Below are 12,600 nucleotides of genomic sequence, written 5' to 3' on the forward strand. Positions count from 1 at the left end.
TGAGCACCACCCGAAGCCGCCTAGGCCGACTCGTCCGCCAAGGCGTCCTCACCCAACCCGGACGAGGCATCTACCAAAAACGGACTTAACGCCCTCTGACACCTCCTCGGGCGAGGGCGGTTCGACCCAACCGAGTGCCGCACCTCCACGGACCAGGTCCGCCAGGATCCGATGGGCCGACTCCGAAAACCGGGCCCCGAGGTCCGGATCGGAGGCCAACTCCTTCACGTCGAGGATGACGGGCTCACGGCTCCCGCCGCTGGTCACGGTCGTATTCATGACCAGCAGCCTAACCAGATCAAATCCCGGAGGAGACCCTCCGCCCCCGGGGCCAATCGTGAACGCGGCACGTTACTGACCCACGTTTCCAGGGTGTGAAGCAAGCGGCGCATCCTGCGCAGCGTGCGCTGGGGCCACGTAGCAGTGCGCGGTGGTGACCATCTTGACGGACCGTCGGAGATCACGGGACTGTCGTAGAACACCCTGCAACACGTTTGGTAGGGGAGGGCATCATGGCGCTACGTTTCATCGGGATCGACCCCAGCACGGACACCGGCGACTCGCCGACCGTTTGGATCGACGAGGATGCAAGGGAGTTCGTCATTCAGGGATGGAGAGCGGGCGAAGGTCTGCGTGAGCAGGTGACTGCGACACCTGCGCCGAACCACAAGGCGGGCGTCCCTGACCACGAGGACGTGATCCGCGTTCCGCTGCGAATGGCCGGTGTGCTTAGGAAGGCGTGCGATGTCGCCGACGGCCTTGGCTGACCTCTTCAAAGAGGCCCAGCACACCGCTGTACACCTGGAACTGCGCGACCTGTATGCGGTGGACCACGAGTCAGCCGCCTACAAGGCGTGGCGCCGCGAGGGACACCGCGGTGAAGAGGGGATGGACCCCGACGGTCCGTACTGGGGAACGTGGACGCGCACGGTGCGTGAGGCGGTCGCTCGCGGTGTGGCGGTGCGGCGGGCACGGGTCGTCTCGGAGCCGGTCAGCGACTACATCCGCTACGAGCACTCCGGTACGGCAGTGAACCTGGCTGCGGGCGAAGAGGTCCGCTGGCTGCCTCGGGCCCAGGCGAGCGACCTGCTTCTGCCGGGCAACGACTTCTGGTTGTTCGACTCGACAACTGTGCGACTGGGCCTCTTCTCCGGTGACGGCGCTCTGGTGGGCCATGAAGTGTCCACCGACCCCGGTCTTGCCCAACTGTGCGACGAGGCATTCCAGCGCGTGTGGGAGCGGGCCGTCCCGCACGAGGAGTACAAGATTCAGTAGCCGTAACGTCGAACACAGCACAATGTCCCGGTCTCCCAGTTCTTCCGCCCAGCAGGCGCGCGAGCGTGTCGCCGCGCGGCTGCACGAGCTCCGCAGCGACGCCCGGTTGACCACGCGGGCGCTGGCCGAGGCGTGCGGCTGGGCCGCGTCGAAGGTCTCCCGGATCGAGAACGCGATCACCGCGCCCTCGGACGCCGACCTGTGGGCCTGGTGCCGCGCCTGCGGCGTTGCGGCCCTTGCCCCGGACCTGGAGGCGATGAACCGCCAGGCCGACGAGCTGTGGACCGAATGGCACCGACGCCACCGCCCCGGCCTGCTGGCAGCCCAGGAGCGCCAGCTCCGCATCGACACCGAAGCCCAGCTGCAGCGCTCCTACAGCAGTGTCGCGATCCCCGGGGCGTTCCAGACCCTGAACTACACCATGGCGATGCTCTCCGCCTTCAACCGGTTCCACGACGGGCAGGCCGCAGCCCCCGACATCGAGGCAGCTGCCGCCAAACGGCAGGAGCGCTCCCGGCTCCTGCGCTCTGGCAAGCACCGCTTTGTCGTCCTGATCGAGGAGCACCTTCTCCTGCATCGCTTCGGCAGCACCGCGATCCTGGCCGAGCAATTGCAACACCTTGCCGAACTCCAGCGCCTGCCCGGGGTGGCCATGGGCATCGTGCCGCTCTCCGCCGAACGCCCGGCGATGTGGTGTCCGGAGTCATTCCACATCTACGACCGCGCGCGGGTATCGGTGGAGACGCTGACCGCGATCATCAGCATCACCGTGCCGGCCGACATCGCCCTGTACGAGAAGGCGTTCGGTGCGCTCGGGTCGATGGCCGTGTACGGACCTGCAGCCACCCGGAGGATCGAGAGAGCGCTGGATGTGCTGCTGCTGTGAGGGGCGACGCGGTGTGCAACACGGCAGAACAAGCCTCGACCTGGACCCCGGCTCGGGAGGAGCGTGATGATCCGTCAGCACACGTACCAGCAATCCCCGGAGCCCACGATGCCCGACGCCCCCAGAGACTGGCCGACCGATCCGGCAACCCGCTGGTTGGTCAAGCAGTACACCGGCCCCTCCAAGAACATCTACGCCCGCTGGCGGGACCCCGGCGTCCTGTCCTTCCCGTTGGGAGAGAACTTCGACGCGATCGTGGTCACCCTGCACCTGGGCCGTGCGGTCGTCGAGGCGCTGCGCAGCTCAGACCTGCTGGTCGGCCCGGTGGTGGTGGACCAGCGCTCCGCCCACGCCACATTCCTGGTCCCCGCCGGGACGGCCGGGACCTGGACCCACCCCTTGACCGTCGCGCACGGCGTGGGCGAGTCGTTCTTCTGCCCGGAGCCGAGCAAGGTGGCCTGCCGCCGTGGCTGGCTGGTCAACCCCGACCAGGCCGGGGTCCTCACCGACCCGGATCAGCTCCTGACGGCGCTCGAGAGTGCCGGCGAGGAACTGATCGACAAGCAGCTGATCACAGGGAGTGGCGGCCGATGAGCGCCCCTCCCCTCGCACTCGACACCGCCCAGGTTGTGCGAGCGCTGCGCGAGGCCCTGCACGCCCGGGGCATAACGACCCCCGTGGAGGACGGTGCCCATCTGTTCCCCGAGTCGACCAAGGGCTGGGTACGCCTCGGGCTGCTCGACCTGGACAGCGCCGCGCTCCTGGTGAGACTGCTCGCGCAGACCCCCGACTCACCACCGAGGGCGGGCTGTGAGTCCTAGCCAGCCGCTGCCGCTGTTCGAGCAGCCGGCGCGGCCCGACGAGGTCCGCGCGCAGATCGGCACGTCGGGGCGCGACCGGCGCAGCCGCGTCGTGGGTGTCGTCGTCGATTGGACACCGTCCCGTCTGCGAATGCGGCGGCACGGGCCCTTGGACTGGACCGGGGTGCACGACGATGTTGTGCCCCTGGCAGGTCCCTTGGCCACTGCGGGGATGGCCTGTCGATGCGTCAGAATGCCGTCGTAGCAGTCGGGCCCGCGCAGTCTCACATCCGGGACCTCAGCGCGTCGACCTCACAGCCCGGCGCGAACGGGTCGAAGCCGTGCTCGACCAGCCAGCGAACCGCCAGCAGGCTTCGCAGCGACCACCAGGCGTGGATCACGTCGAGGTCGATGTCGGCGCCGTAGCCGGCGACGACGTCTTCGAGGTGCTCCTCGTGTCCGAGCGTGAAGGTGGCGAGGTCGTACAGGGCGTCTCCCCGGCCCGCCTCGGACCAGTCGATGATGCCGGTGACCTCGTCGCCGTCGACGAAGACGTGGGCGATCTGCAGGTCGCCATGGGTGAACGCCGGAGTCCACGGCCGCAGCGCGGCCTCGGCGACCCGACGGTTGTGGGTGACCAGGTCCGCGGGCAGGAGGCCGTTCGTCACCAGCAGCCCGCACTCGTCGTCGAGTTCCGCCGCCAGCGCGGCGGTGCTCCGCCCGGCCCGGCCGGGCCACGGCGGCAGCGGCGCGTCGTGCAGCTTCCGGATGGCGGCGCCCGCCGCGGCCCACGCCGCCGGCGACCCGGTCGACGGCCCGCCGAGGCGTCCGAGCGTCGTCCCCGGGAGCGCGGCGATCGCGAGCACGGGCGGCCTGCACCACAGCACCTCCGGGGTCGGCACCGGCGCGAGGGACATCGCCTCGACCTCGACGTCGAGGCGCGCCTGATCGGCGTCCACCTTCAGGAACACGTCGCCGACGCGCAGGGTGGCGCGCTCGGAATGGGCGACGACGACTTGGACCTCATCCATGGGCGACCAGTATCCCGGGCCGGGCGACGATCGCCGAGGGGCCTAAGCCGGCGGGGCGACCAGGGTGTCGGACTGGTCGGCCCGGCGCAGGGCCTCGGCGACGAAGCCGTTCGCCTTCAGTTCCTCGACCAGGTGGCGCAGGAAACCGACGGTCTCGGGCAGCCGGGTCCTGGTCGTGCCGACGGCCTGCTGGATCTGCATGAACCGGTCCTCGATCAGGCGGTACTCCGGATGCGCCGCGACGAACTCGGTCATGGGCTGCCTGATCCCGGCCGCGACCTCCAGCCCCCCGGCGCGGAACGCGTCGACACCGTCCTCGCCGTCCGCACCGCGCACGATGCCCGCGTGCTGGAGCGTCCGGGTGAGGTAGAGGTCGTAGGCGGAGCCACGCTTCACGCCGATGCGCACGCCGGCCCGGTCGACCTCGGCCACCGTGGTGATGGCCGAGTCCTGGGGCACCGCGAACACCCCCTCGATGACCACGTACGGTGCGGTGAAGGCGACCTCGGCTTCACGCGCGGGCTCGACGGCCAGGAAGCACATGTCGGCCAGGCCGGACGCCATCGCCTCGTAGGACTTCCGCGCCGCGTCGAAGCAGAGGAGCTCCACCGGCAGGCCCAGCCGCGCGCCGACCTCCCGCGCGATGTCGACCGTGACACCTGAGGGAGCCTCCGGCATGCCCTGCGCCAGGACCGGATTTCCCAGGTTGACGGAGACCCTCAGTACGCCACTGGGAGCCAGGTCCTTGCTGATGGCAGCACTCTCGATCATGAAGCGGATTATATGACCACGCACGACCGAGCCACCGGAAGCGCCCAGGCCGTAGCCGAAGGAGTCGCCAGACGCCCCGTCACGCCGGGCCGGGTCGTCCCGAGGCGGACGTGGGCGATCTTCACGGTCGGCCTTGCCGCCGCACCGTACGCGACACCAGGATCCCGGGCGGGCACGTGGTCTCCTGGGGGTCGGGGCGAATCGGGCCCCCGTCGAAACCGGACAGGGTTCCGGTGCCATTTGCTGAGCGGACGCGGTTCCGGTGATGAGGCCGGTCCTTCCGCCGCACTGCCAGGGAACGAGGAGTGCCATGGGTGAGAGCCTGATCACCACACCGTTCGGTGCCACCAGCACGGCTGCCGAAGTCGTCGCGGGAGTCGACCTGACCGGCAGGCGGGCCGTGGTCACCGGCGGGTCCTCGGGCATCGGCGTGGAGACGGCCCGCAGCCTGGCGGCGGCGGGCGCCGAGGTGACACTCGCCGTGCGGGACACCGATGCCGGCCACCGGACCGCGGCGGACATCGCCGCGTCCACCGGACGCGCCCACCCGCTGGTCCGCCGCCTGGACATCGCCGACCAGGCATCGGTACGGGCCTTCACCGACGGGTGGAGCGGTGCGCTGCACGTTCTGGTCAACAACGCCGGGGTCATGGCCGTTCCGGACCTGCGGCGCAGCGCCGAGGGCTGGGAACTGCAGTTCGCCACCAACCACATGGGTCACTTCGCCCTGGCTCTGGGCCTGCACCGGGCACTGGCCGAGGCCGGCTCGGCGCGGATCGTGGCGGTCAGCTCGGTCGGCCACATCGACGGACCCGTCGACTTCGAGGACCTCAACTTCGAACGCCGTCCGTACAACGAATGGGCCGCCTACGGTCAGTCCAAGACCGCCAACATCCTGTTCGCCGTGGAGGCGTTCCGGCGCTGGGCCGACGACGGGATCACCGCCAATGCACTGAACCCCGGCCGCATCCCCTCCACCCGCCTGATGCGGCATATGGAACCCTCCCCGCAGGCTCTCGCTCCGGGGAACGCCAACAGCACCGGCGTCTCCGTCAAGACCGTGGAGCAGGGCGCCGCCACCTCCGTGCTGCTGGCTGCCTCCCCGCTGCTGGACGGCGTCGGAGGGCGCTACTTCGAGGACTGCAACGAAGCCGGACCGCACCAGCCCGGGATCCGGCGCGGTGTCGCCGACTACGCCCTGGATGCCGACAACGCCGCCCGGCTGTGGCGGGCCTCGCTCGACCTGCTGGCTGCGGTGTAGCTCGGTCTCTCCGTAAGGCGTGAAGTGCAGTGCGAGGCTGGGGCTACCACCAGGGAGTATTTCTGTCGTGGCGGGGGAGGCGGGCCGTGCGCAGACTCGTAGCGAGAGCCGGGCGAAAGAGGTCGCCCCGGCGATCGTGGAAGCGAGCACCTGGTCATGAGCAACACCACGCAGCACGTCGCCGTCGTCACCGGCGCCTCCCAGGGCATCGGCGCCGCCCTGGTCACCGCCTACCGCAAGCTCGGGTACGCGGTCGTGGCGACGTCCCGCTCCATCGAGCCGTCCGACGATCCGGGGCTGCTGACGGTGCGTGGCGACCTGGCCGAGCCGGGTATGGGAGCCCGCGTCGTCGAGCAGGCACTGGCGCGGTTCGGGCGGATCGACACGCTGGTCAACAACGCGGGGATCTTCGTCGCCAAGCCGTTCACCGAGTACACCGACGAGGACTTCCAGGCGGTGGCCGGCCTGAACCTCCGCGGCTTCTTCGAGATCTCCCGCAGCGCCGTCGCGGCGATGCTCGCTCAGGGCGGTGGCGGCCACCTGGTGAACGTCTCCACCAGCCTGGTCGACCACGCCGATTCGCACGTGCCCTCGGCGCTCGCCTCGCTGACCAAGGGCGGCCTGAACGCGGTCACCAGGTCGCTGGCGATCGAGTACGCCTCCCGCGGCATCCGGGTCAACACCGTCGCGCTGGGCATCATCCGCACCTCGATGCACCCGGCCGACACGCACGCCGACCTCGCCACGCTGCATCCGCTCGGCCGGATGGGCGAGATCGAGGACGTGGTGGACGCCATCCTGTACCTGGAGAACGCCGGATTCGTGACCGGCGAGATCCTGCACGTCGACGGAGGCCAGAGCGCCGGGCGGTGACCCCCGAGCAGGGCCCTGACGACCGATCATCTCCCAGGAGGAGAGCCGATGAACAGCACAGCGGGCAACGAGAAGGTCCTGCGCGGTGTCCTGGACGCGTGGAAGGCCGCCGTCGACGCGCACCAGCCCGAGCGGGTCGCCGCCGGCTTCACCGAGGACGCGATCTTCCAGGGGCTCCACCCCTACAGCGTCGGCAGGCAGGGCGTCGCCGACTACTACGCCTCCCAACCGCTCGGGATGACCGCCGAGTACCGGATCCTGGAGACCAGGCAACTGGGCGAGGGCCTCGTGCTGGGCTACCAGACCGTCGACTTCTCGTTCACCGACCGGCCGACGCTCACGGTGTACCTGAGCCTGGTGGTCCGTCAGCAGGCGGACGGCTGGTACATCAGCCACTACCAGGTCTCCAGGCTCCGCTGAGGAACCGGCCGGCGGGACCGCACAGCCTCCGGCCGGAAGCTCTCTGAAGCCCACTCCCAGGCCGAGGGCTGACGCGCGTTCGACAAATGAACGCAGTGAGACCTCTTGACGGTCATTCATGGGCCTGTCTTGATATGTGACGGCGCAACGAGTGCGGTGAGGCTGCGGGACTTGAACCGATGGCTGCCCCACTCCCTGCTCGTGCGCGGTCGCCACCTTTCACCCACTCCATGAAGGGTCTGACGTGTCAACGAGACTGGGAGCGCTCCCATATCTGGCGGGCCGTACCTCGCTGCGGATCGGGCTGGCCCTGGCCGCGGTCGGGGCCGCGCTGGGGGCGGCCGTCGCCCTCTCGCCGTCGGCCGGGGCCGCCGGTGCGGTCGGCGCCGGCTACTGGCACACCTCCGGCAGCCGCATCCTCGACGCCGGGGGCAACACCGTGCGCATCGCGGGCATCAACTGGTACGGCTTCGAGACCCCGGACGCGGTGGCCCACGGGCTCTGGAGCGCCGACTACAAGGCCGTCATCGACGACATCAGGAACCTGGGCTACAACACCATCCGGATCCCCTTCTCCAACCAGATGGTCGAGACCGACCCGGTGCCCACCAACCTCGGCTACTACGGCAGCACCGGCCCCATCAACACCGACCTCAAGGGCCTCACCTCACTGCAGATCCTCGACAAGATCGTCGCCTACGCGGGCCAGGACGGACTGCGGATCATCCTCGACGACCACCGCTCCGAGGCCGGCAACAGCGCGGAGCAGAACGGTCTCTGGTACACCAGCGCCTACCCGAACTCCGCCTGGCTCGCGGACTGGGACACCATGGCCAAGCGCTACGCGGGCAACCCCACCGTGATCGGCTTCGACCTGCGCAACGAGCCGCACACCCCCGCCTACACCGCCTACTCGGCCGGCGCGACCTGGGGCAGCGGCGACCCCGCCACGGACTGGCGGCTGGCCGCGGAGGCCGCCGGGAACCGGGTCCTCGCCGACGACCCCGGCGCCCTGGTCTTCGTCGAGGGCATCAGCAACTACCCCGACGCCACGGTCAGCGGGGGCTACTCGACCGACTGGTGGGGCGGCAACCTGGACGGCGCCGCGGCCTACCCGGTCACGCTGACCTCGCCCGGCCACGTGGTCTACTCCGCCCACGACTACGGGCCGCACGAGTACGCGCAGAGCTGGTTCAACTCCACCACGACCCCGGCCAGTCTGGCGGCGGTGTGGGACAAGCACTGGGGCTACCTGGCCGAGCAGGGCATCGCCCCGGTCTGGGTGGGGGAGTTCGGCACCCCCAACGCGGCCACTGACGCGGCCGACAGCACGGCCGGATCCCAGGGCCAGTGGTTCAGCAGTCTGGTCGGCTACATCAAGACCAACAGCCTGAGCTGGACCTACTGGGCGCTCAACGGCGAGGACCCGTACGCACTGCTGGACAACGGCTACGACCCCACGCCGGTCTCGGCGGCCAAGCAGTCCGCACTCAACGGCATCGAGTTCCCGCTGGCCGGGAGCGGGGCCGGGAGCCCGAGCGCCTCGGCGAGCGCGTCCGCCACACCCACCACCGGCCCGACGGCGTCGGGTAGTTGCAAGGTGACCTACACGCTGCAGAGCGAGTGGGCCGGCGGCTTCAACGGCGTGGTCGACATCAAGAACACCGGCACCGCCGCCGTCAACGGCTGGAGCCTCGGCTTCACCTTCGGCGGGGACCAGAAGGTCACCAACTCCTACAACACCGCCCTCACCCAGAGCGGCACCAAGGTCACCGCCGCCAACCTCGCCTACAACTCCACGATCGCCCCCGCAGCCGATGTCAGCTTCGGCTTCCAGGGCACCTGGGCCGCCAGCGACGCCGCACCGTCGGGGTTCACCCTCAACGGCACCCCCTGCGGCTGACCCGGCCCCACCGACCTCCGGGCGCACGCGGAAAAACCGCGCACGCGTGCGCCCGGAGCACCACCCCAGCGGACCGCCCTCATCCCCCACCCGGGAAGGACCATCCCGTGCACCTCCGACCCCGGCTCCTCCTGCTCCGGCTCGACCCGATCCGACGCCTCAGGGTGTCCCTGCTGATCATGGCCCTGGCCGCGCTGGTCACCCCCCTCGCCGCGAGCCCCGCCGCCCACGCCGCCGACGGTACGTCGATCTGCACCGCGACCGGCACCCTGCCGATCAACAACGGCGAGTACACCCTGCAGTCCAACGAGTGGAACTCCAGCGCCTCCCAGTGCGTCACCGCCACCGGCGGCACCGCCTGGTCGGTGTCCACCGCGAACTTCAACCTCACCACCAGCGGACCCCCGGCCACCTACCCCTCGCTCTACAAGGGCTGCCACTGGGGTGCCTGCACCACCGGCAGTGGGCTGCCGATCCAGATCAGCCAACTCGGCAGCGCCACCTCGTCCTGGAGCACGGTCCAACCCGCCTCCGGCGCCTACGACGTGGCCTACGACCTGTGGATCAACTCCACCCCCACGACCACCGGGCAGCCCGACGGCACCGAGATCATGATCTGGCTCAACAGCCGCGGCGGGGTCCAGCCCTTCGGGTCGCAGACCGGGACGTCCACGGCCGCCGGCCACAACTGGAACGTCTGGACCGGCCAGCAGACCTCATGGAAGATCATCTCCTATGTGCTGCAGGGCGGCGGAACCTCGGTCACCGGACTCGACGTCAAATCCCTGATCAGCGACGCGGTCTCACGCGGCTCGGTCAACCCGGCGCACTACCTGATCGACGCCGAGGCCGGCTTCGAGATCTGGCAGGGCGGCCAGGGACTCGGCACCAGCAGCTTCTCCTTCGCCGCCACGACCACCGGCAGCGGCGGTGGCGGCGGAGACACCACGCCGCCCAGCGCACCGACCGGCCTCACGGTCACCGGCACCACCAGCAGCTCCGCCTCGCTCAGTTGGACCGCCGCCACCGACAACACCGCCGTCACCGGATACGACGTGTACCGGGGCGGGACGCTGGTCGGTACCACCGCAGGAACCTCCTACACCGACACCGGACTGACCGCCTCCACTGTCTACACCTACACGGTCAAGGCATTCGACGCCGCCGGAAACCTCTCGCCCGCATCAGGCAGTGCCACCGCGACCACCCAGGCCGCGTCCGGAGGCGGCGGCGGTGGAACCGGCGGCTGCACAGCCGCACTCGCCGTCACCAACCAATGGACCCCCGGGTTCACCGACACGGTCACCGTGACCAACAAGGGCACCGCGGCCACCCATGGCTGGACCGTCACCTGGACCTGGCCCAACGGCCAGCAGGAGACCAGCTACTGGAACACCGCCCTGACCCAGACCGGCAGCGCCGTCACCGCCACCAACCTCAGCTACAACGGCGCCATCCCCGCAGGCGGCAACACCACCTTCGGCGTCCAGGGCACCTGGAGCGGAACCAACGGCACACCCACCCTCAGCTGCACCGCCAGCTGACCGCAGTCGGCGGCCCCGGACGCGGTTCCACCCACCGCGCCCGGGGCCGCTCACTCCTGCACGGACCCCGGCCGTCTGCATATCCTGGCGAACGTGATCGAATACGAGACCTTTGACCTGGGTGACTTCCCGCTCCAGCACGGAGGAACGCTTCCCGGAGCGGTGCTGGCGTACCGGACCTACGGCGAGCTGGCACCGGACCGCTCGAACGCGATCGTCTCCCCGCACTGGTTCGCCGGAACGCACACGGCCAACGAGTGGCTCATCGGCCCCGGGAAGGCGCTGGACACCGATCGCTACTTCGTCGTCGTGCCCGGCCTGTTCGGCAACGGGCTGTCCAGCTCGCCGAGCAACACGGCCGCGCCCTACGACCGGGGCCGCTTCCCCAAGGTGACCATCCACGACAACGTGTCCGCCCAGCACCGGCTGGTGACGGAGCGGTTCGGGATCGAGCGCCTGGTGCTGGTCGCCGGCGCGTCGATGGGCGCGGGGCAGACCTACCAGTGGGCGGTCAGCCACCCCGACATGGTCGAGCGGATCGCCCCGATCGTCGGGTCCCCGCGCACCAGCCCGCACAACCAGGTGTTCCTGGAAGGGATCCGGGCCGCCCTCACCGCCGACTCGGCGTTCTGCGACGGCGACTACGAGGACCAGCCACGTACCGGGCTGCGCGCCTTCTCCCGGGTCTACGCGGGCTGGGGGCTGTCCCAGGCGTTCTACTGGGAGCGTTTGTACGAGCAGCTGGGATTCGCCACCCTGGAGGACTTCCTCGTCGGCTTCTGGGAGGCCAACTTCGGCGACTGGGACGCCAACGACCTGCTCACCATGGTCTGGACCTGGCAGCACGCCGACGTCGGCCTGACCCCCGGATTCGATGGCGACACCGTGGCCGCACTCGCCTCGGTCAAGGCGCGGGCGCTGGTGCTGCCCTCGGAGCGGGACCTCTACTTCCCGCCCCAGGACGAGGAGTGGACCGTCCGGCAGATGTCCGACGCCAGGCTCCGCGTCATCCCCGGTCTATGGGGACACCTGGCGGGCGGCGGCGCCGACCCGGAGGCAGCCGCGTTCATCGAAGCGAGCCTGCGCGAACTGCTGGCAGAACGCTGAACGCTGGCCTGGACACCGGTCCCGTTCCCGGTCCCGTTCCCGTGCGGCCTCAGCGGTCGAAAGCGCCGCTGGGCCGCGCGAGTCCGGATTCGTAGGCGTAGACCACGGCCTGCACCCGGTCCCTGAGGTGGAGTTTGGCCAGGACCCGGCTGACGTGGGTTTTGACGGTTCCTTCGGTGACGTGGATGCGTGCGGCGATCTCCGTGTTGGACAGGCCCCGGGCGATGAGTGCCAGGACCTCGCGTTCACGCTCGGTCAGCGCCTCCAGTCCGGGCGCCGGGGTGGGGGTGAGGGGCGCGGGCAGGGTGCCGACATGGCGGTTGATGAGCCGTCGGGTGACGCTCGGGGCCACCACCGCGTCACCGCGGACCACCACGCGGACGGCCGACAGGAGATCGGCCGCGAGGGTGTCCTTGAGCAGGAATCCGCTGGCACCGGCGTGCAGGGCGGCGTAGACGTACTCGTCGAGGTCGAAGGTGGTCAGGATCACGATCCGGGCACTGTTCGCGCCGTCGGCGCAGATGCGGCGGGTCGCCTCGACTCCGTCCACATCGGGCATGCGGACGTCCATCAGGACGACGTCCGGGCGGAGTTCGGCCGCCAGGGCCGCGGCCTCGGCCCCGTCGCCCGCCTCACCGACGACCGCCATGTCGGGAGCGTTCTCCACGATCATTCGGAAGCCGGTGCGGACCAGGGCCTGGTCGTCGGCGAGCAGGACGCGTATCACTC

14 protein-coding genes are annotated in these 12,600 nt (G+C 70.0%); 11 read left to right on the plus strand and 3 right to left on the minus strand.

The genetic code is table 11. From position 1 onward, the window contains the following. Positions 1-512: 512 nt before the first annotated feature. The 5 genes from IF29_RS0130295 to IF29_RS0130315 all read left to right on the plus strand — a co-directional run bounded on the left by IF29_RS0130295 (position 513) and on the right by IF29_RS0130315 (position 2,982). On the plus strand, positions 513-767 hold the full coding sequence (locus IF29_RS0130295; RefSeq protein ID WP_030261538.1) for a hypothetical protein: 255 nt from the start codon (positions 513-515) through the stop codon (positions 765-767). Next, entirely contained in the window at positions 745-1,275 is a 531-nt protein-coding gene (locus tag IF29_RS0130300) for a DUF6879 family protein (protein ID WP_030261540.1), read from the plus strand. Before IF29_RS0130295 ends, IF29_RS0130300 begins: the two co-directional genes overlap by 23 nt. A gap of 22 nt (positions 1,276-1,297) precedes the next feature. Then, entirely contained in the window at positions 1,298-2,161 is an 864-nt protein-coding gene (locus IF29_RS0130305; RefSeq protein WP_030261542.1) for a Scr1 family TA system antitoxin-like transcriptional regulator, read from the plus strand. Positions 2,162-2,227: 66 nt separating this feature from the next. After that, the gene (locus IF29_RS43985) at positions 2,228-2,755 is read left to right on the plus strand and encodes a hypothetical protein (RefSeq protein ID WP_051726221.1); all 528 of its coding nucleotides are present in this window, start codon (positions 2,228-2,230) and stop codon (positions 2,753-2,755) included. Continuing rightward, positions 2,752-2,982 (plus strand): hypothetical protein, encoded by a 231-nt coding sequence (locus tag IF29_RS0130315; protein ID WP_030261546.1) that lies wholly within the window; start codon positions 2,752-2,754, stop codon positions 2,980-2,982. The genes IF29_RS43985 and IF29_RS0130315 overlap by 4 nt, the downstream gene beginning before the upstream one ends. A gap of 263 nt (positions 2,983-3,245) precedes the next feature. Here IF29_RS0130315 and IF29_RS0130320 read toward each other — a convergent pair whose 3' ends face one another. Both IF29_RS0130320 and IF29_RS0130325 read right to left on the minus strand, forming a co-directional pair. Continuing rightward, the gene (locus tag IF29_RS0130320; RefSeq protein ID WP_030261548.1) at positions 3,246-3,992 is read right to left on the minus strand and encodes a phosphotransferase family protein; all 747 of its coding nucleotides are present in this window, start codon (positions 3,990-3,992) and stop codon (positions 3,246-3,248) included. 42 nt (positions 3,993-4,034) lie between these two features. Next, positions 4,035-4,763 (minus strand): transporter substrate-binding domain-containing protein, encoded by a 729-nt coding sequence (locus IF29_RS0130325; RefSeq protein ID WP_030261549.1) that lies wholly within the window; start codon positions 4,761-4,763, stop codon positions 4,035-4,037. Between the two features lie 310 nt (positions 4,764-5,073). Between IF29_RS0130325 and IF29_RS0130330 the strand changes: the two genes are divergently transcribed. The 6 genes from IF29_RS0130330 (at position 5,074) to IF29_RS0130355 (ending at position 11,871) form a co-directional block, all read left to right on the plus strand. Further along, entirely contained in the window at positions 5,074-6,024 is a 951-nt protein-coding gene (locus IF29_RS0130330) for an SDR family NAD(P)-dependent oxidoreductase (protein ID WP_030261551.1), read from the plus strand. A gap of 156 nt (positions 6,025-6,180) precedes the next feature. Further along, a complete protein-coding gene (locus IF29_RS0130335; RefSeq protein ID WP_030261553.1) occupies positions 6,181-6,897 on the plus strand; it encodes an SDR family NAD(P)-dependent oxidoreductase in 717 nt (238 codons plus the stop codon). 48 nt (positions 6,898-6,945) lie between these two features. Next, positions 6,946-7,317, plus strand: a complete 372-nt coding sequence (locus IF29_RS0130340; RefSeq protein WP_030261554.1) for a YybH family protein — start codon at positions 6,946-6,948, stop codon at positions 7,315-7,317. Between the two features lie 244 nt (positions 7,318-7,561). Beyond that, positions 7,562-9,220: a cellulase family glycosylhydrolase gene (locus tag IF29_RS0130345; RefSeq protein WP_051726222.1), complete on the plus strand. Its 1,659-nt coding sequence runs from the start codon at positions 7,562-7,564 to the stop codon at positions 9,218-9,220. A gap of 107 nt (positions 9,221-9,327) precedes the next feature. Beyond that, entirely contained in the window at positions 9,328-10,764 is a 1,437-nt protein-coding gene (locus IF29_RS48625; protein WP_051726223.1) for a GH12 family glycosyl hydrolase domain-containing protein, read from the plus strand. 93 nt (positions 10,765-10,857) lie between these two features. Then, on the plus strand, positions 10,858-11,871 hold the full coding sequence (locus IF29_RS0130355; RefSeq protein ID WP_084715229.1) for an alpha/beta fold hydrolase: 1,014 nt from the start codon (positions 10,858-10,860) through the stop codon (positions 11,869-11,871). Positions 11,872-11,920: 49 nt separating this feature from the next. On the opposite strand, the gene IF29_RS0130360 is transcribed toward IF29_RS0130355, so the two are convergent. Continuing rightward, positions 11,921-12,598 (minus strand): response regulator, encoded by a 678-nt coding sequence (locus IF29_RS0130360; RefSeq protein ID WP_030261561.1) that lies wholly within the window; start codon positions 12,596-12,598, stop codon positions 11,921-11,923. Positions 12,599-12,600: the final 2 nt, after the last annotated feature.

The organism is Streptacidiphilus jeojiense, assembly GCF_000719095.1.
Classification (GTDB): domain Bacteria; phylum Actinomycetota; class Actinomycetes; order Streptomycetales; family Streptomycetaceae; genus Streptacidiphilus; species Streptacidiphilus jeojiensis.